19 protein-coding genes are annotated in these 20,153 nt (G+C 68.5%); 11 read left to right on the forward strand and 8 right to left on the reverse strand.

The genetic code is table 11. The features are described from left to right. Positions 1–88 precede the first annotated feature (88 nt). The gene (locus V5F26_RS10660; protein WP_370641829.1) at positions 89–760 is read left to right on the forward strand and encodes a DUF2155 domain-containing protein; all 672 of its coding nucleotides are present in this window, start codon (positions 89–91) and stop codon (positions 758–760) included. On the opposite strand, the gene aat is transcribed toward V5F26_RS10660, so the two are convergent. Then, a complete protein-coding gene (gene aat / locus V5F26_RS10665) occupies positions 691–1,368 on the reverse strand; it encodes a leucyl/phenylalanyl-tRNA--protein transferase (protein WP_394057493.1) in 678 nt (225 codons plus the stop codon). The two genes, V5F26_RS10660 and aat, sit on opposite strands and share 70 nt — an antisense overlap. A gap of 68 nt (positions 1,369–1,436) precedes the next feature. Then, complete coding sequence (locus V5F26_RS10670; protein WP_394057494.1) at positions 1,437–2,624, reverse strand: pyridoxal phosphate-dependent aminotransferase; 1,188 nt, start codon at positions 2,622–2,624, stop codon at positions 1,437–1,439. 356 nt (positions 2,625–2,980) lie between these two features. On the opposite strand from V5F26_RS10670, the gene V5F26_RS10675 reads away from it, so the two are divergent. From V5F26_RS10675 to V5F26_RS10705, 7 genes are all read left to right on the forward strand, one after another. Then, a complete protein-coding gene (locus V5F26_RS10675; RefSeq protein WP_234052041.1) occupies positions 2,981–4,423 on the forward strand; it encodes a M48 family metalloprotease in 1,443 nt (480 codons plus the stop codon). A gap of 31 nt (positions 4,424–4,454) precedes the next feature. Further along, positions 4,455–5,228: a DsbA family protein gene (locus V5F26_RS10680; RefSeq protein ID WP_234052040.1), complete on the forward strand. Its 774-nt coding sequence runs from the start codon at positions 4,455–4,457 to the stop codon at positions 5,226–5,228. Positions 5,229–5,384: 156 nt separating this feature from the next. After that, complete coding sequence (gene aroQ, locus V5F26_RS10685; protein WP_234052039.1) at positions 5,385–5,816, forward strand: type II 3-dehydroquinate dehydratase; 432 nt, start codon at positions 5,385–5,387, stop codon at positions 5,814–5,816. Between the two features lie 60 nt (positions 5,817–5,876). Then, on the forward strand, positions 5,877–6,347 hold the full coding sequence (accB, locus tag V5F26_RS10690; protein ID WP_234052215.1) for an acetyl-CoA carboxylase biotin carboxyl carrier protein: 471 nt from the start codon (positions 5,877–5,879) through the stop codon (positions 6,345–6,347). Between the two features lie 161 nt (positions 6,348–6,508). Further along, entirely contained in the window at positions 6,509–7,864 is a 1,356-nt protein-coding gene (gene accC / locus V5F26_RS10695) for an acetyl-CoA carboxylase biotin carboxylase subunit (RefSeq protein WP_234052038.1), read from the forward strand. 687 nt (positions 7,865–8,551) lie between these two features. Continuing rightward, the gene (locus V5F26_RS10700; protein WP_394057497.1) at positions 8,552–9,772 is read left to right on the forward strand and encodes a polysaccharide biosynthesis/export family protein; all 1,221 of its coding nucleotides are present in this window, start codon (positions 8,552–8,554) and stop codon (positions 9,770–9,772) included. A gap of 165 nt (positions 9,773–9,937) precedes the next feature. Beyond that, on the forward strand, positions 9,938–10,552 hold the full coding sequence (locus V5F26_RS10705) for an invasion associated locus B family protein (protein WP_394057498.1): 615 nt from the start codon (positions 9,938–9,940) through the stop codon (positions 10,550–10,552). A gap of 864 nt (positions 10,553–11,416) precedes the next feature. Here the strand turns inward: V5F26_RS10705 and der are convergent. From der to V5F26_RS10720, 3 genes are all read right to left on the reverse strand, one after another. Then, positions 11,417–12,784, reverse strand: coding sequence for a ribosome biogenesis GTPase Der (gene der / locus V5F26_RS10710; RefSeq protein ID WP_394945901.1), 1,368 nt, complete (start codon positions 12,782–12,784; stop codon positions 11,417–11,419). A gap of 84 nt (positions 12,785–12,868) precedes the next feature. Next, a complete protein-coding gene (locus V5F26_RS10715) occupies positions 12,869–13,135 on the reverse strand; it encodes a hypothetical protein (protein ID WP_234052034.1) in 267 nt (88 codons plus the stop codon). 11 nt (positions 13,136–13,146) lie between these two features. Further along, on the reverse strand, positions 13,147–13,923 hold the full coding sequence (locus V5F26_RS10720; protein ID WP_394945902.1) for a tetratricopeptide repeat protein: 777 nt from the start codon (positions 13,921–13,923) through the stop codon (positions 13,147–13,149). Between the two features lie 191 nt (positions 13,924–14,114). Here V5F26_RS10720 and V5F26_RS10725 point away from each other — a divergent pair, with 191 nt between their 5' ends. Continuing rightward, complete coding sequence (locus V5F26_RS10725) at positions 14,115–14,915, forward strand: LytTR family transcriptional regulator DNA-binding domain-containing protein (protein WP_394945903.1); 801 nt, start codon at positions 14,115–14,117, stop codon at positions 14,913–14,915. 162 nt (positions 14,916–15,077) lie between these two features. Then, complete coding sequence (gene cowN / locus V5F26_RS10730; RefSeq protein WP_394945904.1) at positions 15,078–15,407, forward strand: N(2)-fixation sustaining protein CowN; 330 nt, start codon at positions 15,078–15,080, stop codon at positions 15,405–15,407. Positions 15,408–15,512: 105 nt separating this feature from the next. Here cowN and V5F26_RS10735 read toward each other — a convergent pair whose 3' ends face one another. Then, positions 15,513–16,007: a YaiI/YqxD family protein gene (locus V5F26_RS10735; protein WP_394057503.1), complete on the reverse strand. Its 495-nt coding sequence runs from the start codon at positions 16,005–16,007 to the stop codon at positions 15,513–15,515. Positions 16,008–16,129: 122 nt separating this feature from the next. Between V5F26_RS10735 and V5F26_RS10740 the strand changes: the two genes are divergently transcribed. After that, positions 16,130–16,930 (forward strand): phosphatase PAP2 family protein, encoded by an 801-nt coding sequence (locus V5F26_RS10740; protein WP_234052029.1) that lies wholly within the window; start codon positions 16,130–16,132, stop codon positions 16,928–16,930. 10 nt (positions 16,931–16,940) lie between these two features. Here V5F26_RS10740 and V5F26_RS10745 read toward each other — a convergent pair whose 3' ends face one another. Then, positions 16,941–18,278, reverse strand: coding sequence for a sigma-54-dependent transcriptional regulator (locus V5F26_RS10745; RefSeq protein ID WP_234052028.1), 1,338 nt, complete (start codon positions 18,276–18,278; stop codon positions 16,941–16,943). Then, positions 18,278–20,134 (reverse strand): sensor histidine kinase, encoded by a 1,857-nt coding sequence (locus tag V5F26_RS10750; RefSeq protein ID WP_394945905.1) that lies wholly within the window; start codon positions 20,132–20,134, stop codon positions 18,278–18,280. The genes V5F26_RS10745 and V5F26_RS10750 overlap by 1 nt, the downstream gene beginning before the upstream one ends. Between the last annotated feature and the right edge of the window lie 19 nt (positions 20,135–20,153).

Genomic DNA, 20,153 nt, shown 5'->3' on the forward strand with positions numbered 1-20,153 from the left:
GGGTGCTTCCGGCGGCCCGGCGTGGGTCCGCGCGACGGAAGCACGTGGGTTCCAGATACTAGACCGGTGCGCCTGTAGCATGATGCGGATGTCCCAGGGCCTGGCGTGGCTCGCCCTCGCGGCGGCGGCGCAGGCGGTATGCCTCTCGCCCGCCGCGGCGCAGCTCCAGCGTTCGGGAATCGAACAGTCGAACGTGCCGCCGCCCACGGGCTATGGCGCCCCCACTGCGCCGGAGCCGCGCCGGGTCTCGCCGCCCGCGCCCTACCAGCCCTCGCCCTACGAGCCCGCCCCCTATCGGCCGGAGCCGTCCTCATCCGCTCCAGCCGCCCCCGGCCGCGCCACTACGGCGGCGGCGCCGGCCACAGCCGCGCCAGCTGTGCCGGGTGATGTGGAAGGCGTGGTGGTTCAGCCGCCGGCGGTGAAGATTCCCAATGGCTATGCGGTCTATGCAGGCCTCGACAAAATCACCGGCCGCACCACCACCTTCGATGTGGCCATGGGCGAAACGGCCCAGTTCGGCGCACTCCAGGTGACGCCGCGGGTGTGCTACACGCGCCCGGCGAACGAGACGCAGAACACCACGTCCTTCACCGAGGTGAACGAGGTGACGCTGAAGGGCGAGGCCAAGCGCATCTTCACCGGGTGGATGTTTGCGTCCAGCCCCGGCCTGCACGGTGTGGAACACCCCGTCTATGACGTGTGGCTGATCGGCTGCAAGGCCCCGGCGCCCGTCACCGCGGCCCCGGCGGGCCAGCAGTAGAAGTCCCCTTCCACCGCCAGCGCCAGATCCAGCAGGCGGTGATATTGGCGCCGCGAGACCTCGGTGGCGCCGAAGGTCTTCAGGTGGCTGGTGACGAACTGGGTGTCGAGCAGGCGGAAGCCGCCGGCGATCAGCCGCCCCACCAGGTGCACCAGCGCCACCTTGGAGGCGTCGCGCTCGCGGTGGAACATGCTTTCACCGAAGAAGGCACCGCCCAGCCGCACCCCATAAAGCCCACCCACCAGGCGCCCGTCGCGCCAGGCCTCCACCGTGTGGCAGCGGCCGCGCGCGAACAGCTCGCCATAGAGGCTGCGGATGCGGGTGTTGATCCAGGTCTTCTCGCGGCCCTCCTGGGGCTCGGCGCAGCCGTCGATGACGCCCTCGAAGTCCGAATCCACCCGCACCTCGAACTTGTCGGACCGCACCGTGCGCGCGAGCCGCGAGGAGATGCGGAAGTCGTCGAGCGGGATGATGCCGCGCCGCTCGGGCTCGATCCAGTAAAGGCCGGGATCGTCGGCGCTCTCGGCCATGGGGAAGATGCCGCAGGCATAGGCCTTCAGCAGCACCTCCGGAGTGATTTCCACGATCTGGTCGTTCAATCGGCTCATGACGGCCAGATTAGCAGGAAATGGCGCGACTGTATGGCGCAGCGGCCCGCACGGGGGGAATTTCCCGCTCACTCTCCCTTGAGGAAGGTGCCGATGCGCGCCACCGCCTCGCGCATGTCGTCGGCCGATCCGGCATAGGAGAGGCGCAGGAACTGCTTGCCCCGGAAGGGGTCGAAGTCCACCCCCGGCGTGGTGGCCACGTGCACGGCGTCGAGCATGCGGGTGGCGAAGGCGGCCGAATCGCCGGTGAAGGCCGACACGTCCGCATAAAGGTAGAAGGCGCCGTCGGCGGGCAGGAAGTGGGAAAGCCCCACCTTCGGCAGTCCCTCGGTGAGGATGCGCCGGTTCTCCACATAGCCGGCCTTCACCTTGTCCATCTCCTCGCGCCCCTCGAATGCGGCGGCGGCGGCGATCTGCGAGAGGGTGGGCACGGAAATGGACAGGTTCTGCTGCAGCCGCTCCATGGTGCGCGAGAGGCCGGGCGGCACCACCATCCAGCCCACGCGCCAGCCGGTCATGCAGAAATATTTGGAGAAGGAATTGATGACGGTGACATCCTCCGCGATCTCCACCGCGCTCACCGCCGGAAAGGCATAATCGAGCCCGTGATAGATCTCGTCGGAAACGAAGGCGATGCCGAGTTCCCGCGCGCATTCATAGAGTGCGGTCAAGGCGGTCCGGTCCATCATGGTGCCGGTGGGGTTGCCGGGGCTCGCCACCAGAACGCCCTTGAGCGGCGCCTTGCGATGGGCCTCCATCAGCCGCTCGGGGGTGAAAGCGTGGCGGTCCTCGGCGCGGGTCTCGATCAGCACGGGCTCGCAGCCCAGCGCCGAGAGCACGTGGCGATAGGGCGGATAGCCCGGAGCGGCGATGGCCACGCGGTCGCCGGCCTCGAACAAGGCCAGGAAGGCCAGGATGAAGCCGCCCGATGAGCCATTCGTCACCACCACCCGCTCGGGGTCGAGGGCGACCTTGTGCACCTCCTCGTAGTGGCGGGCGATGCGGGTGCGCAGCGCGGGAATGCCCAACGCAGCCGTGTAGGCCACCTGGCCGGCCTCCAGCGCGGCGGCGGCGGCCTGCCGGGCCACCAGCGGCGCGGGCGCGGCCGGCTGGCCCACCTCCAGGTGCATCACCCGCCCCCCGGCGGCCTCGATGCGCGCGGCATGCTCCATCACATCCATCACGATGAAGGGGGCGACGGCGCTGCGGCGGGAAGGCTGCACGCCCGAGCTGGCGCGGGGAGACGAAAGGGTCATGGATGAAGGTCCTTCGGCATTCGGGCGCGGGGCCTGCCGTGCTGCCGCCGCATTCTCGCGGTCCTTGAGAAAAAGGTCGCCCCAATGTGAAAACGGGTCCGTTGACCCGGCCGGCGCGGGGCGCCACTGTCCGCCCGCTTCCTAACGCCTGCCGTGAAGCGCGCCAAGGGGAGCGAGAACCGCGGGTCGTCCGGCATGTCGTAAGGTAATCCTCCGGCAGGCCGGTCACCAAGGCGGCTTCCGACGGGGCGGCTTCCGGCGGGGCACGCCTGTGGTGCGGTGAGGAATGACGGCGCGCATCGCCTCCAGGGAGGCGCCGCGGGCGGTGCGAAACGACGAGGCAAGCGTCAGGGCTCATGGGCGAACCAACATCTTCCTCCCTTCTGCGCCGGGCCGCGTCGCGCGCCGGGCGGATGCTGGCGGGTCTCGCGGTGGCGGCCCTGCCTTTCCACGGCGCTTCCGCCCAGGAGAGCGCGCAGGGGCGGATGTCCACCATCCGCGACACCGAGATCGAGGCGCTGCTGCGCGACTACACCCGGCCGATTCTTAAGGTGGCGGGCCTGTCGCAGCAGAATGTGGAAGTGGTGCTCATCAACCAGCGCTCGTTCAACGCCTTTGTGGCCGACGGCAAGCGCATCTTCGTCAATACCGGCGCGCTCATCGATTCCAAGACGCCGAACCAGATCATCGGCGTGCTGGCGCACGAGACCGGCCATATCGCCGGCGGCCATCTCGCCCGCATGCGCCAGCAGCTCGCGGGGGCACAGACCATGGCCATTGTGGCCATGCTGCTGGCCGGCGCGGGCGTGGCCGCGGGGGCGGCGAGCGGCATGGGCGGCAGCAACCTGGGCAGCGCCGCCGCAGCCGGCATGAGCGCTCCGCAGGAAATGATTCGCCGCTCGCTCCTTTCCTACCAGCGCAGCGAGGAGCAGGCCGCCGACCGATCGGCGGTGAAGTATCTGGATGCCACCCACCAGTCGTCCAAGGGCATGCTGGAGACGTTCGAGCGCTTCCAGAACGACCAGCTTTTCATCAGCCAGCGGGTGGACCCCTACCTGTTGAGCCATCCCATGGCGCGCGAGCGTATCGCGGCGCTGGAGCAGCTGGCCAAGTCCAGCCCCTATTACAATGCCAAGGACTCGCCGGAGCTGCAGGCGCGCCATGACCTGATGCGCGCCAAGCTCATCGCCTTCACCGAGCGGCCGGAGGCGGTGAACCGGCAATATCCCATCTCGGACAACTCGCTGGCGGCGCAATATGCCCGCGCGATCTCGGCCTATCGGTTCGGCAATGTGGACCGGGCGGTGGCGCAGATCGACGCGCTCATCGCCAAGCAGCCCAATAATCCCTATTTCTACGAGCTGAAGGGTCAGGCCCTGCTGGAGAGCGGGCGCGCCGCCGAATCGGTCGCGCCCCTGCGCAAGGCGGTGGCCATGACCAACGGCGCGCCGCTCATCCGCGCCATGCTCGGCCAGGCCATGGTGCAGTCGGGCAGCAAGACCAACCCCGACGAGGCCATCCGCGAGCTGATCCAGGCGACGGTGCGCGATCCCAATTCGGCCGGGGCGTGGCGTTCACTCGCCATCGCCTATGGCCGCAAGGGCGACCTTGCCAATGCCGACCTTGCGGCGGCGAACGGCTATTTCGCTTCCGGAGACTTCAAGACCGGCCGCGAGCTCGCCGCCCGCGCGCGGGAGCGCTTTCCCAAGGGCACCCCGGGCTGGCTGAAGGCCGACGACCTCGTGAGCTTCAAGCCTCCCGAGGGCGCCGACAAAGGCGGCCCAGGCGGCCGGCAGTAGACGACCCTTTCCTCACGCGATGGAGATTCGCATGTTCTCGCGCCTCGGCCTCAGCGCCGGCCTCATTCCGCTGGCGCTGGCGGCCGCCTTGGCCTCCAGCCCCGCTTCCGCCTTCACCGACGAGGAGAAGAAGGAGCTCGGCCCTGTCATCCGGGAATACCTCCTGCAGAATCCGGAGGTGCTCCAGGAGGCCATCATGGTGCTGGAGACGCGCCACAACGCCGCCGAGGCCCAGGAGCGCGGCAAGGCGCTGGCTTCCGTGAAGCCGCTGCTGATGGAAAGCCCGCGTGGCGTGGTGGTGGGCAACCCCAAGGGCGACGTGACCCTGGTGGAGTTCTTCGACTACAACTGCGGCTACTGCAAGCATGCGCTGGCCGACCTTCAGAACCTGATCAAGGAGGATCCGAACCTGCGCGTGGTGCTGCGCGAGTTCCCGGTGCTTGGCCCGGGCTCGGTGGAAGCCGCGCAGGTGGCGGTGGCGGTGCGCATGGTGGCGCCCGACAAGTACATGGCCTTCCATCAGGCGCTGCTGAACGGCCGTGGCCAGGCCGACCGGGCCAAGGCCCTGGCCGCCGCCAAGTCCGTGGGCATCGATCCCGATCTCCTGCAGAAGCAGGCCTCCTCGCCGGAGCTCAACGCCACGCTGGATGAGAGCATGAAGCTGGCCGAGGCGCTCTCGCTCAACGGCACGCCCTCTTATGTGGTGGGTGACCAGGTGGTGGTGGGCGCGGTGGGCTTCGACAAGCTCAAGGCCGCCATCGCGGACACCCGCGCCAAGGAAAAGGCGCCGGCCAAGGCGAACTGATCGCTTTCCGCGCATCCGGGCTGATGCAACCCGGATGTGCGTAAACCGGATGGGCGCGGCGCGGGGCGGGGCGAGCGGCCTCTTTCCTTGCGCCGTGACCACCCCTATAAGTGCGCCCGACCCGGCCATGGGGCGCCGGCGGCAGATGTCTGTTTGATGTCGAATATTATCCACGTCTTGAACGGGCCTAACCTCAACCTCCTCGGCACGCGCGAGCCCGGCATCTATGGTGCCGCGACCCTGGCCGATGTGGAGGGGCTGTGCCGCGCCGAGGCGGCGCTGCATGGTCTTGAGATCGTGTTCCAGCAGACCAATTCGGAAGGCACGCTCGTGGACCTGATCCAAGCCGCGCGCGGCGCGAAGGGGATCGTGCTGAACGCGGCGGCCTATACGCACACCTCCGTGGCCATTCGGGACGCGGTGGCGGCGGTGGGGGTGCCCACCATCGAGGTGCACCTGTCCAACGTGTTCGCGCGTGAGCCGTTCCGCCACCATTCCTATTTGTCGCCGGTGGCGCGCGGCGTGATCTGCGGCTTCGGCCCGCAGAGCTACGTGCTTGGCATCCAGGCGCTGGCGCGCCTTCCGTGACGATATGATGGCGCGCCGCCCGGCGAAAGCGGGCGCGCTGCCGGCAAGAGCAGGATGATGATGAAGCCTACCAAACCTCAGATCGATACCGACCTCGTCAAGGATATCGCCAAGCTCCTGTCGGACAGCGACTTGACCGAGATCGAGGTGGAGCATGAGGGCCTGCGGGTCCGCGTGGTGCGCGCTCCGGCGCCGGTGATCGCCGCCGCCCCGATGGCCGCCGCCGCGCCCGCCGCTGCCGCCGCGGTGGCAGCGCCCGTGGCCACCGCCGATGCCCCTGCCGATCTGTCCAAGCATCCCGGCGCGGTGACCTCGCCCATGGTGGGCACGGCCTACCTGTCTCCGGAGCCCGGCGCCCCCGCCTTCGTCGAGGTGGGCGCCAGCGTGAAGGAGGGCCAGACGGTGCTCATCGTCGAGGCGATGAAGACCATGAACGCCATCCCCGCGCCCCGCTCCGGCACGGTGACCCGCGTTCTGGTGGGCAACGCGCAGCCGGTGGAATACGGCGAGCCGCTGCTCATCATCGAGTAATTCGGCAGATCGGCGCGCCGCCTGTTCACTGGTGGCGCGCTGCGCGTGAGGCGCTCCAGGTCCTCTGCGGGCCCCGGAAGCGCTCCCGGTCCTGGAGGTGGCGTGTCCTTCCCGAATGAGGGGAACCCACCCCGCTCGAAAATGCTCTGAGGGCAGGCCAGATGTTCAAGAAAATCCTCATCGCCAATCGCGGCGAGATCGCGCTGCGCATCCTGCGCGCCTGCAAGGAGCTCGACATTGCCACGGTGGCGGTGCATTCCACCGCGGATGCCGACGCCATGCATGTGCGCCTCGCGGACGAGAGCGTGTGCATTGGCCCGCCCCCGGCGCGCGACAGCTACCTGAACATTCCCTCCATCCTGGCCGCCTGCGAGATCACCGGCGCGGACGCCGTGCACCCCGGCTACGGCTTCCTGGCGGAGAATGCGCGGTTCGCGGAGATCCTGGCGGATCACAATATCGGCTTCATCGGCCCCAAGGCGGAGCACATCCGCATCATGGGCGACAAGATCGAGGCCAAGAAGACCGCGCAGGCCCTGGGCATCCCCGTGGTGCCGGGCTCCGAGGGCGGCATCCGCGACGACGAGGAGGCCCATCGCGTGGCCGCCGAGATCGGCTTTCCGGTGCTGGTGAAGGCCGCGGCCGGCGGCGGCGGGCGCGGCATGAAGGTTGCGCACGCCAAGGAGGACCTGTCGCAGGCCCTCTCCACCGCCCGCATCGAGGCCAAGGCAGCCTTCGGCGACGACGCGGTCTATCTCGAGAAGTACCTCTCCACGCCGCGCCACATTGAGGTGCAGGTGCTGGGTGACGGCCGGGGCAAGGCAATCCACCTGGGCGAGCGTGACTGCTCGCTGCAGCGCCGCCACCAGAAGGTGTGGGAGGAGGCGCCCTCGCCGGTGATCACCGCCGCCCAGCGTCAGCAGATCGGCGAGACCTGCGCCAACGCGATGCGTGAGCTGCAATATCTCGGCGTCGGCACGATCGAGTTCCTGTATGAGAACGGCAGCTTTTACTTCATCGAGATGAACACCCGCATCCAGGTGGAACATCCGGTGACGGAGATGGTGACCGGCATCGATCTCATCAACGAGCAGATCCGCGTGGCCGCCGGCGAGCCCATGAGCCTCGCCCAGGAGGATGTGGTCATCAACGGCCATGCCATCGAGTGCCGCGTGAATGCAGAGCACCCCACCACGTTCCGCCCCTCGCCGGGCAAGATCACGCATTATCATGTGCCGGGTGGTCTCGGCGTGCGCGTGGATTCCAATGCCTATCAGGGCTACGTGATCCCCCCCACCTATGACAGCCTGGTGGGCAAGCTGATCGTGCACGGCCAGAATCGCGACGAATGCCTGCGCCGCCTGCGCCGGGCGCTGGATGAGTTCGTGGTGGACGGTATCGACACCACGCTCCCGCTGTTCCGGACCCTGGTGCGGACCCGGGACATCGCAGAGGGCAAATACGACATCCACTGGCTGGAGCATTTCCTGGCCGACACAGCGCATCCGCACGGCTGAAGCCTGCGTCTTCCTGGATCGGACGGTTTTCATGACGACCGCGCGGCACCCAAGCCGCGCGGTCGTTGCGTTTTGGGGTGTCCTCGGCGGCGTCGTGCGGGGAATCGGCGTGGGCGCGGAGATGAGATGGGGCGGGGTGGTTTTGTGGGGAGATGTACTGGAGGCTTTATTCAGAAGATCATGAATATATTTTTACCTTAACGTATGGTTATGAAGTTCTGCGCTTTCTGGCGCGACGTTACGGTGCTGTCTCAGCGGAAACTGTTTGATTGGTATAGGATTGAAGTTGTTGCCGTGAAGACACGGTTGGCGATGGATTGCACATTTGGGGCCGTAAGGGCGCTGTCGCGCATCATTTTGCAGGTGCGTCTTCGCTTTTGACTCGCATAATGTCTCGTCACTGGGGTGGCGTCTGCGCTCCGGTGTGGCGCTTCGTGTTCAGGTGTCGCGTGGCTTCGCCGCGTTTGCGCCGCAACGCGGGCATGTTAAAGGCAATCGTGGCTGTCGCGGTTTGGCGCGCTGCGGTCGTCGTCCGCATCCCGAGTGGTGTCTGGCGCGGCCGGTGTCAGGCAGTGAGGTGTGAGGGGGCGTCATCCGGACAGGCCCCTCAGGCGCGTCGGCGCCGAGGGCATCGTCCAGGGGGCGACGCATCGGTGGTCATTGCAGTCAGCAAGAAGGCCAGGGGGAATGGTATTGAATTGGCTCCGCAGCTGCCGGCTCGCTCTTGGTGAGACGCTCAAGCCCGCGCACGCGCTTCTGGCCCTGGCCATGGGTGCCGCGCTGGGCCTTGCTGGCTGCGAGACGCCGCGTAGCGGCCCCATGGCGAGCGAGATCCAGCAGGAGAGCGAGAATCCGGGAGATTTCCCGTTCCGCCTCGTGCCGGTGGATGTGGCGGTCAGCCGCGTTCTGCTGCGCAATCCCGACGACAGCATGAGCACCAACGGCTTCTTCCGCAGCGACCGCAAGGCCGGCGGGCCGGTGCTGGGCCCCGGCGACACGCTGGCCATTACGGTGATGGAGCCGGCATCCGGCGGCGTGTTCTCGGGTATCAATTCGCAGACCGCGGGTGGCCAGTCGGCCGCTCTCGTGACCCTGCCCGATATGTCGGTGGACAGCCAGGGCACCATCAGCTTCCCTCTGGTGGGCGCCGTGCACGTGTCCGGCTTGACCACCCGGCAGGTGCAGCTGAAGCTTGAGGAAGAGCTGAAGAGCCGCATCATCCAGCCGCAGGTGATCGTCCGCCTCGTCGGTAACTCGGCCAACAAGGTCATCATTGCCGGCGCAGTGAAGGCGCCCGGCGAGTTTGACGTCACCGCCGCCGGCGAAACCCTGCTGCAGCTCGTGACGCGGGCCGGCGGGCCCACGGTCGCGCCCAGCGACGTCATCGTGGAGCTGACCCGGAACGGTACGACGCGCTCCGTGCGTCTGCAGGCGCTGATCAACCAGCCGACCTCGGACGTGAAGCTCAAGGGCGGCGATTTCATCAACATTTCGGTGAAGCCGCGCATCTATCTCGTCATGGGCGCCGCCGGCCGCACCACCGAGGCGCCGCTGCCTCCGGAGCAGCTGACCCTCGCGAATGCCCTGGCTCGTAATGGCGGACTTCAGGATACGCGTGCGGACGTGCGGGGCGTGTTCGTGCTGCGCTATGAGCCGAAGCGGGTCATCAACCAGCTCACGCCCGATCAGCCGGCGGACACGCCCTATGTGCCGGTGGTCTACCAGTTCAATTTCCAGGCGACTTCCGGCTTCTTCCTGGCGGACAGCTTCGTGTTGCGGGACCGGGACATCGTCTATCTCTCCAACGCGCCGAGCGTGGAGATGCAGAAGTTCCTGGAACTGTTCCGTGTCGCCGTGTCTCCGGCCATCAGCGCCGTGGGCGTCGCGGCCAGCATCAACAACCTCTGATCTGGCCTTCCGGCTGCAGGCGGAGTGAAAAGGTGGCCTTGGGGGGCGCGTCCGGATGGAGGCGCCCCCTATTGCCGTCGGGATAGGAGTTGCCGAACCAGCCGCGATTCGGATATTCCGGCGCAAGCAGCTGGGGCAGGGCACTGCCAAACGTCGGGGAACGCTATGATCAGCATGTCGCGCAAGGACTTCCTGCCCAAGCGGGCCTCCCGGATCGCCAAGGCAGCGGGCGGACGCGCTGCGCGCTTGTTCGCCGGCAAAGCGCTGGTGTCCGTGCTGGCTCTGGGTGGCGCGCTGATGCTCCAGGGCGTGGCCGCACATGCAGAAAATGCCACGCCCGCCACCCCGCCGTCGGCGAGCGAGACCCGCTCGACCCATGGCGACTGGATCGTGCGCTGCAAGAAGGACGTCTCGCCGAAGGAGTGCGAGGCGGTGCAGACCCTTCAGACGACCGATCTCAAGGGCGTCCTGGCCCATGTGGCCGTGCGTGCGCAGCACCAGGGTCCGGTTCGCCTGATCGTCCTGACGCCGCCCGGCGTCTGGTTGCCCGCGAATGTCACCCTCAAGGTGGGTGGTGTGCCGGACATCGCGCTGACCTACAAGCGCTGCGGCCAATATTGCGTGGCGAGCGTGGAGCTGACCCAGGAGAATATCGCCGCCCTGAAGGCGAGTTCGGGGCAGGGTGATCTCACCTTCGAAAATGGCTCGCGTAACCCGATCATCCTGCCCGTTTCCTTCAAGGGCCTCGGCGAGGCCATGGAAGCCAGCCTGAAGGATTGAGCGCGGCCGTCTAGCGGAGGCGTCGAGTGACGCCTCATGCCGGCGTGTGTCTGCCCCGTTTCGTGGAAACGAAACGGCGTCGAGCATGCATCGAGGGCCATTCCCGGCTTGCCTGGCCCCTCGCCCCTTTGACTGCGGCGAGGGAGCCGATTGCCGTTTCAGGATGGCGGATGGACGGCCTTCCAACCGGCGCCGCGGGCTGGTCGTTTGCGATCCGGGGCGGGGTGCGGGTGGCACCGGAGTTTCCTAGGCGACCGCAACATTCACGCCCCTGCCGGCGCCGCCGGATATCAGCGCGATCTGTTGGATCACCCTGATATCCGATTTCCCGTTTATCGATATTGCACCAGCCGAGTGGGGCTATCCCGCGTGGCCGGCCCCGTTTGTGATTGACGTCGGCGCCATACACCGGCGCGGAGCACTCGCCTAGCCGGCGAGGCATTGCGTATATCGTCGCAAGCGGTTCCAAGGACGTGGGCGCCGGTATCCTGGGCGCCGGTATCCTGGAAAAACCCGTCGCAAATGCCGAGCCGGCGCGTTTCGTCGTCTCAGCCGGACCGCAGCCCTCGTCCCATAAGCCAGGCGCATCGCACTTTGGCATCGGTTGCCTTGCTGCTGAGAGCGGCGATGCGACGCCGGCTGGCATGGGCTGCCCACCGTCACCTGCCGGAGTGGTGGAAGCGGTCTGCGTCATTATGGTGAGGCAGCCCGCCCGTGCGGCTTTGCCGGATCGGCGATCCCCGGTGCCGCAGCAAGGGCTCTCCGGCGTGCCGCGGACCGGGAACGGGCCGCCGGTGCATCAGCCCGGCAGGCACCGCCTGCGCTGCGCGTCGAGCGCCGTTGCCCGATGGCAGCGGAACCGCGTCATTCGGCGTAAGGATTGTCCTTCTGGCGCAAGGTCAGGCGGATGGGGACGCCGGGCAGGTCGAATGCCTCGCGCAGGGCATTGGTGAGGTAGCGCACATAGCTTTCCGGCAGCGCATCCGCCCGCGAGCAGAACAGCACGAAGGACGGGGGCCGGGCCTTGGGCTGGGTGATATAGCGCAGCTTCACGCGCCGCCCCGAGACCGCCGGCGGCGGGTGGTTGTCCACCGCCTGCTGGAGCAGGCGGTTGAGCGGGTTGGTGGCCACGCGCTTGTTCCACACCTTGTGGGCCTTGGCGATGGCCTCCACCAGCTTGTCGAGGCCATGGCCCGTCAGGCCCGAGAGGGGCACGATGGGCACGCCCTTGATCTGCGGCAGCAGGTGGTCCGCCTCCTCGCGCAGGCGGGTGGCGAGGCCGCCGCGGGCGATCAGGTCCGACTTGTTGTAGCCGATCACCACGGCGCGCCCCTCGCGAGCGACCAGGTCCGCGATGCGCAGATCCTGCTCCTCGAAGGGATGGGTGGCGTCGATGAGCACCACCACCACCTCGGCGAACTTCATGGCGCGCAGGGCATCGGCTGCGGAGAGCTTCTCCAGCTTGTCCTCGATGCGCGCGCGCTTGCGCAGGCCGGCGGTGTCGAACACCTCAAGCTTGGTGCCGCGGAAATCCACCTCCACCGCGATTGAGTCGCGGGTGATGCCGGCCTCGGGGCCGGTGAGCAGGCGGTCCTCCCCCAGCAGGCGGTTGATGAGCGTGCTCTTGCCAGCATTGGGGCGGCCCAGAACGGCCACCTTGATGGGCCGCTTGGGCGCGTCATCGCCCTCTTCGGTCTCTTGGGCCTCTTCCTCCTCCAGCGCTTCGGGGCTGGTCTGTTCGGGCAGGGCGTCGCAGATGGCGTCGTAGAGGTCCGAAAGTCCCTCGCCATGCTCGGCCGAGAAGGGCACGGGCGTGCCCAGACCCAAAGCGAAGGCCTCCATGGTCCCCGCTTCGCCGCCACGCCCCTCGCTCTTGTTGGCCACGAGAATGGTGGGCTTGCCGGAGCGGCGTACGAAGGCCGCGAAGGCCCGGTCGGTGGGCGTCAGGCCCACGCGCGCGTCGATGAGGAACAAGAGCGCGTCAGCATCGCCGATGGCAGCCTCGGTCTGGGCGCGCATGCGGCCCTCAAGGCTCGCCGCGTCCGCCTCCTCGAGGCCGGCCGTATCGACGATGCGGAAGGTAAGGTCGCCAAGCCGGCCGTCGCCCTCGCGGCGGTCACGCGTGACGCCGGGGCGGTCGTCCACCAGCGCGAGCTTCTTGCCCACGAGGCGGTTGAAGAGGGTGGACTTGCCCACATTGGGCCGGCCGACAATGGCCAGGGTGAAGCTCATGGAATCGGCTCGGCTGGGATCGACGCGGCGGGGATCGACTTGCCGCCCGAAGAAGAGGTGAATGAGGCTGGCCGTCGTCGCGCGTCAGCGCGACGGGCCGACCCCGGGGGTGGGGGGTGTGGCCGGCGCGTCGAGGACAGCGTTGGCATTGCTGGGCTGCCCGGGCCCGGTCGAATAGTCGACGCCTGGCACGCCTTCCGGGAACACCGCGTGGCGCTCGCCGGGAATCGGCTTCTTGTGTTCCTCGAAGGGGTTGAACTTCTCGAGGCTTTCGCAGCCGGCCGCCGCCAGAGCGAGCGAGAGCCCGATGGCGACGCGCAGCGTGCGCAGGAGGCGAGGGGCATGTCCCATGGAGCGCATCCTTACTTTTCGGGGGCCGGAGCGGCCGGGGCCTCGACGGGAGCCGAAGGCGCCTTCGGGGCGTCCGCGGCAGGCTCGCCGGCAACGGACGGCGCAGGCGAGTCGGGGGTGGCCGCGGGTGCGGCCGGGGCCGTCGCGGCGGGAGCGGTAATGCGGCGCAGGAGCTCCGCGCGGGAACGGATGCCGGCATTGGCGTCCGCATCCTCGGTGATCTCTGTGGCGGTCTTGTTGGCGGCGGCGATGTCGCCGGCCTTCATCTGCGCCAGGGCCAGGATCTCGCGCGCCGGATTGCGCAGCGGTCCGGTGCCGGCGGCGAGGTCGCCCACGCGCTGCCTCACGGCGGCGAGGTCGGAGGTGTCCAGCAGGATGAGGCCTGCGCGCAGCTGCCCCATGTCGCGCACCAGAGCGGGCAGGCGCCCGTCTGCTGCGATGGCATCAAACGCGGCGACGCCGGCGGCCTTGTCGAGCGCGGCGGCGGCGTTGGCTGCGTGGAAGAGGGCAATGGCGCGATAGCCGTCCGGCCCCGTCTTGGCGATTTCCTGGAAGGCGGCCTCCGCCTCGGCGACCTTGCCGGCGGCGTTCAGCGTCACAGCTTCATCGAGGGCGAGGCTGGCGGCAATGGCCTTCTGCTGGCGCCAGTACTGGTATCCGCTCCAGGCTGCCGCGCCGGCGATGGCGAGCACGACCGCGGCAATGAGGACAATGCCGTAGCGGTCCCAGAGCTTGCGCATCCGCTCGCGGCGGAGGTCTTCCTGGATCTCGTGGAAAATGTCGGTCATCAAAGGTCCGCAGGTGCAGGGGGCCGGCGCTCCGGCTCAGGGCGCGTAACGTATCCATGCGGCCTCATCGTGGCAAACCCGGCGTGGTCTCGCCTGTGGGCGACGCGGGTTTGCATTCGCTATTGCCGGCGCCGGCCCCCGCCCTAAACTCTCCCGCGAAGGGCGACGGCGGCGCCGGGGGAGGCAGGGCGATGGCGAAGGGGAGGGACGATGCGCGGCCGCAGCAGGCCGGCCCCTCGTTCGAATACCGCCTCAACCGGACCCCGGTCGGGGTGGTGATGCTGGATGCGGAATTGGCCATCCGCTCGGTGAATCCAGTGGCTTTGCGCCTGCTGGCGCCGACGGGGGCGGACCTGTTCGGCGCCAATATCCTGGATCTCCATCCGGAGGAGGCGCGCGACAAGGTGGGCTGGCTCATCTCTCGCGCGTCGAGTGGGCCGGAGGGCACCGCCTCGCTGGTGGTGACCACCGCCATGGGCAGTCTGGTGGCGAAGGTCAGTCGTCTCGACGGCAGGGGTGGCGCGGTCGAGGGCTATTGCATGATGATCCATGCGTTGACCGATGCGCCCGCAATGGGCCGCGCCGAATCGGAAGCGGCGGAAGAGCAGATGGAAGCGCTGGCCGTGGCGGGGGAGGCGGGCCAGGCCCTATGCCCGCTGATGAAGCTGCCCTTGATGCGGGGCAAGGGCGCGGTGATCTCGCTTATCGATGTGGGAGAGGTGGTGTGCCTGGTGGCCCAGGGCCATTATGCGGAGGCGCGCACGGTCTCCTTCTCCGCCTTCTGCCCGCGCTCCCTGGCGGATCTGGAACGGCGGCTGGACCCCGCCTCCTTCCTGCGCGTGCATCGGCGCTATGTGGTGAACATGCGCCATGTGCGCGGCGCGGCGCGCACCGATGGGGCCTGGCACCTCATCCTCGCGGACAAGCAGGGCACGCAGGTTCCGGTGAGCCGGGCGAAGGTGGAGACCATGCGGCGCATGCTCGCCGTGTGACGCCGAAGGCCAGCCGGATGGGACGGCGTGCCATTCGTGCAGCCCTGATGCCGTTCGTGCACGCACGCCGTGAGCCGTTCCCGCATCGTTGAGCGGCGTTGCGTGGCCCCGCACCTTTTGCCCCTGCGCGGTCGACGCGCCTCACTGCTAAGGGGCCCTGCCATGGATTCATCCGCCGCCCGTTTCTCCGAGCTGCCCGACGAGCTCGACAATGCGGACCGCTACGTCACCTTCCGCGGCATCGATTTCGACGGCAACATGGCGCGGGTGCTGGGCCACCTTGCCCGATACATCGACGATCCCGCGCGCACCAATGCCTTCTGGGCCCGCTTCAAGTCGCGGTTGGAAGCGGCGGAGGCGGGAGGGGCAGCCACCTGTGACAAGCTGCTGCTGCTCCATTCCCACGTCTATTACATGGTGGACCTGTTCGAGGAGTACGATGACGAGGCCGCTTTGGCCGATCTCAAGAAGCTGGAGGAAGAGTGCTTCTGAGCCTTGGAGCGGTTTCGGGCGCAGGGGACACGCGGTTCGCGTGAAGAAGACGCGTCAACTCCAATCCCTGGAGTATCCCCCGAGCCCGTGAAGACGGGGCGGGCCCTAGCCCACCGCAAAGCCGGCCCGCTTCAGGCGGACCACGGCGACGTCGAGGGCGGAGAGAAAGGTCGAGCGGTCGCGGGCGGAGAAGGGCTTCGGGCCGCCGGTGACGGTGCCGGCCGAGCGCAGCTCGTCCATCAAATTGCGCGTCGCCAGGGCCATGCCGATGGAATCGGCCGTGAAGGGCTTGCCGGAAGGGGCGATCACATCCGCCCCCGCCTTCACACAGCGCGCGGCCAGGGGCACGTCGGCGGTGACCACCACATCGCCCCGCGACACCCGGGCGGCAATGAAGTCGTCGGCCGCATCCGGCCCGGCGGGCACCACCACCCGTTCCACCAGCGGGTGCGAGGGCACCGCCAGCGCCATGTTCGCCACCACATGCACCCGGATGCCGTGGCGCCAGGCCACCTTGTAGGCCTCATCCTTCACCGGGCAGGCGTCGGCGTCGATATAAAGGGCAATGGGCGCGACCCGCCCCGTGACTGGAATGGTCATGGCCGGGAGATGGCAGGCGGGCGCCGCGCCGGCAAGGGGGAATCCCGCCCGCACGGTTCCATGTGACGGGATTAAGACGGTTAGGATTGACGCGGGGCGACGGTCGCGCCAAGCCTTCCGTCATGACATCGCTGATCACCCGCGGCCGCCGCCGCATCGAAAGCCTGCCCGTCATCGGCCGCCTGCTCGCCTCGGTGAGTCGGATGGAGCGGATGACCCTCGCGACCGTGGCGTTCGCCGCCTGTGCGCTCTATGCCTTCGTCAAAGTGGCCGACGAGGTGATGGACCACGAGACGGGCGGCCTGGATCGCGGCATCCTGCTGGCGCTGCGCGACCCGGCGAATCTCTCCGATCCGCTGGGGCCGCCCTGGTTCGAGGAGATGATGCGCGATTTCACGGCGCTGGGCAGCACCGGGGTGCTCACCCTGCTGACCATCGTCGTTCTCCTGTTCCTGCTCATGACCCATCGGCGTCATTCCGCGCTGCTGGTGGCGCTGTCGGTGGCCGGCGGCACGGCGCTGTCGCAGGTGATGAAGTGGGGCTTCGACCGGCCGCGGCCGGATCTGGTGCCCCATGGCACCGCCGTCTACACCCAGAGCTTTCCCAGCGGCCACGCCATGCTCTCGGCCATCGTCTATCTCACCCTGGGCGCGCTTCTGGCCCGCACCCAGGCGCGCACGCGGGTGAAGGTGTTCATGCTGGCCGTCGCGGCTGCGGTGACGGTGCTCGTCGGCATCAGCCGTATCTATCTGGGGGTGCACTGGCCCACCGATGTGCTGGGCGGCTGGATGCTGGGCGCCGCGTGGGCGGCCATGTGCTGGCTGGTGATGCTGTGGCTCCAGCGCAAGGGCGACGTGGAGCCCGAGCCGAAACTCCCGGCGGAGGGGGAGGAGCTTGCGGGGCAAGCGCCGCGGGCACCCTGATTCGTCTGCCTCATTTGCCGGGTCGGTAGCCGGCCTGGTCGATGCCGTGGCGGCGGAGCTTGTCGTAGAAGGTCTTGCGCGGAATGCCGAGGGCGCGCACGGCGGCCTGCACATCGCCCCGCGTGGCGGCAAGGGCGGAGCGGATTTCCGCCGCCTCGAACGCCTCCACCCGCTCGGGCAAGGAGGGGGCGTCCCCCCGCGTCTCCACCGCCGGCCCGCTGTCAGCGGCGGCGAGGCCGAGGGCGACCCGTTCGGCATAATGGGCCAGCTCGCGCACATTGCCCGGCCAATGGTGGGTCTCCAGATGGTGGCGCACCCCGGCCAGCAGGGGCGGGGGCTCCCGCCCGAAGCGCCGGGCGGCGCGGGTCAGGAAATGGCCGAACAAGAGCGGCACATCCTCGCGCCGCTCGCGCAGCGGCGGAATGCGCAGGCTCGCCACATGCAGGCGGTAATAGAGATCCTCGCGGAATTCGCCCTTCCGCACCAGGTCGATGAGATCGATCTTCGAGGCGGCGACCACCCGCAGGTTCACCCGCCGCACCTCGTTGGTGCCGAGCGGCGTCACCTCCCGCGCCTCCAGCACCCGTAGCAGTTTCACCTGGAGGGCGGGGGACATGGCCTCGATCTCGTCCAGGAACAGCGTGCCGCCGCTCGCATGCTCGATGCGCCCCACGCGCTTCTTGGCGGCGCCGGTGAAGGCTCCGGCCTCGTGGCCGAACAGCTCGCTTTCGATCATGCTTTCCGGCAGGGCGCCGCAATTCACCGCCACCAGCGGGCGGGCGGCGCGGCGGCTCCAGCGATGCAGGCTGTGGGCCACCACCTCCTTGCCGGAGCCGGTCTCGCCCTCCACCAGCACGTCCACATCCGCGTCCGCGAGCTGGCGCAGCATCTGGCGCAGCCGCTCCATGGCCGGGGCCACACCGATCAGCGGCTCGCCCTCGCTCGCCGCCTCGGCCCGCTGCTTCAGCTCGCGGTTTTCCAGGACCAGGCGGCGCTTTTCCAGCGCGTGGCGGATGGCGGAGAGCAGGCGATCCATTGGGTAGGGCTTGGCCAGGAAGTCATAGGCCCCCTCGCGCATAGCCTCCACCGCCATGGCAATGTCACCGTGGCCGGTGATGAGGATGACCGGGAGATCTGCGTCGATGCGCTTCAGGTGGCGGAACAGCGTGAGCCCGTCCATGCGCGGCATGCGCACATCGCTCACCACCACGCCGGGAAAGGCCTCGTCCAGGTCGTCGAGGGCCGCTTCCGCCGAGGCGAAGGGCTTCACCTTGAGGCCGGCCAGCATGAGGGCCTGCACGTTGGCGGCGCGGAGCGCCTCGTCGTCGTCGATGAAGGCGACATCCATCAGCGGTCCTCCGGCAGGGTGATGATGAAGCGGGCGCCGTTGCCGTTCTCCACCGAGAGAGTGCCGCCGAATTCCCGCAGAATGTCCTGGCAGATGACGAGGCCCAGCCCCAGGCCGTGGGGCTTGGTGGTGGTGAACGGCATGAACAGCGCGGCCATCACTTCTTCCGGCACCCCCGGGCCATTGTCGGCGATGGTGAGCGTGATGGCGCCTTCCCCAGGGGCCGCGGTGATGCTGACCCTGCGATCCGCGCGCTCCGCCAGGGCTTCAATGGCGTTCTGGATGAGATTGACCAGCACCTGTTCCAGCCGGCCCCGATCGGCCCGCGCCACCAGGGTTTCGGGGATGTCGAGGGCCAGCGTGATGTTCTGCTCGCGCAGGCGATAGCCCATGAGGCCGAGCACCCCCTTCACCGCCTGGGCGAGGGGCACCGGCCCCACCTCGCGCGCCGGCTTGCGGGCGAAGGCGCGCAGCTCCTGGGTGATGGCGCCGATGCGATCGGTGAGCGCGGCGATGGTGCCCAGATTTTCCCCCGCGGCATCCGTCTGACCACGATCGAGGAAGGCGCGGGCATTGTCGGCGAACACGCGAATGGCGGCCACGGGCTGGTTCACCTCATGGGCGATGGAGGCGGCGATCTGGCCCAGCATGGCGAGCTTGGTGGCCTGCGCCAGCTCGTCCTGGAGCACCTCCAGCGAGATGCGGGCACGGCGGCGCTCCGCCATTTCGGCTTTCAGCTGGGCATTGGCGGTCTTCAGCTCCGCAGTGCGGGTCTCCACCTGCTCTTCGAGCTCGCGCCGCGCTTCGGTCTGTCGCGCCTTTTCCACCTGTCGACGGGTGCGGCGGGAGAGCAGTAGGCCGGCGGCCCCGAGCCCCACCACCCCCACCAGCAATGCGACGGCGCGGCCCGCCGTGGTGGCAAGGTTCACCGCCGGGGCGGTGGGGGCGAGCACGTGCAGCGTCCAGGGGGTGGTCGGCACCTGCTCCTGCGCTTCCAGGAAGGTTTGCGGCGCGCGGGCACCCGGCAGCGTCGCTCTCACCACGCCGGCGCCGTCGGGGGCGAAGGAGAGAGGTTGGAGCGGCGCGTCACCAAATTGCAGGCTGGCGCGGATGCTTTCTTTCTCCTCGGGCGCGATGGCTGCGGTGGTCCGGAAGCGCCAGCCCGGCTCGCTGGTGACGATGATGACCGAGTGGGCGTCGCTGACGAAGGTGGGGGTCGGCACGGGCAGCCGCCGCCAGTCGCTTTCGATGGTGTCGAACTCGTCCTTCACCACCACCACGCCCAGCGGGCGTCCATCGGGCCCATCCACCCGGCGCGACAGATAAAGCCCGGGGTGCAGGCTGACCGTGCCGAAGGCGAAATGCTCGGCCCCGCCCTCCGCCATGGCCAGCCGGAAATAGGGGCGGAAGGCGTAGTCGGACCCCACGAAGCTCAGCGGCGTGCCCGCATTGCTGGCGGAAATGCAGAGCCCGGCATCGTTCATCAGATAGATGACGCCGGCGCGGGTGGCCTGAGCCAGGGTCTTGAACTTGGCATCGAGGGCCGTAAGGGCGGTGGCATCGCCATGGCTGAGGGCGTCGCGTACGTCCGGATCCTGGGCGAGCACCACGGGCAGCGTGCGCTGCTTCTCGATCTCACTGCGCAGGGCGGTCACGCGCAGGTCCGCGGCGAAGGCGGCTTCGGCCTCCACCTTGGCCAGGGCCCAGCGCGTGGCGGCATAGACCGCCAGCCGGTCGAGCCCCGCCAGCAGCGCCAGCAGCAGGGCGCCCAGCACCAGCAGCTTCAGCATGCTCGGCCGGTTCCCCCAGGAGGAGGCCTCTGGCGTCGGCGCGGGCGTGGTTTGCGGTTCGAACACGGCTGGTTTCAGCTCCGGA

The organism is Xanthobacter variabilis (assembly GCF_043831965.2).
GTDB lineage: Bacteria > Pseudomonadota > Alphaproteobacteria > Rhizobiales > Xanthobacteraceae > Xanthobacter.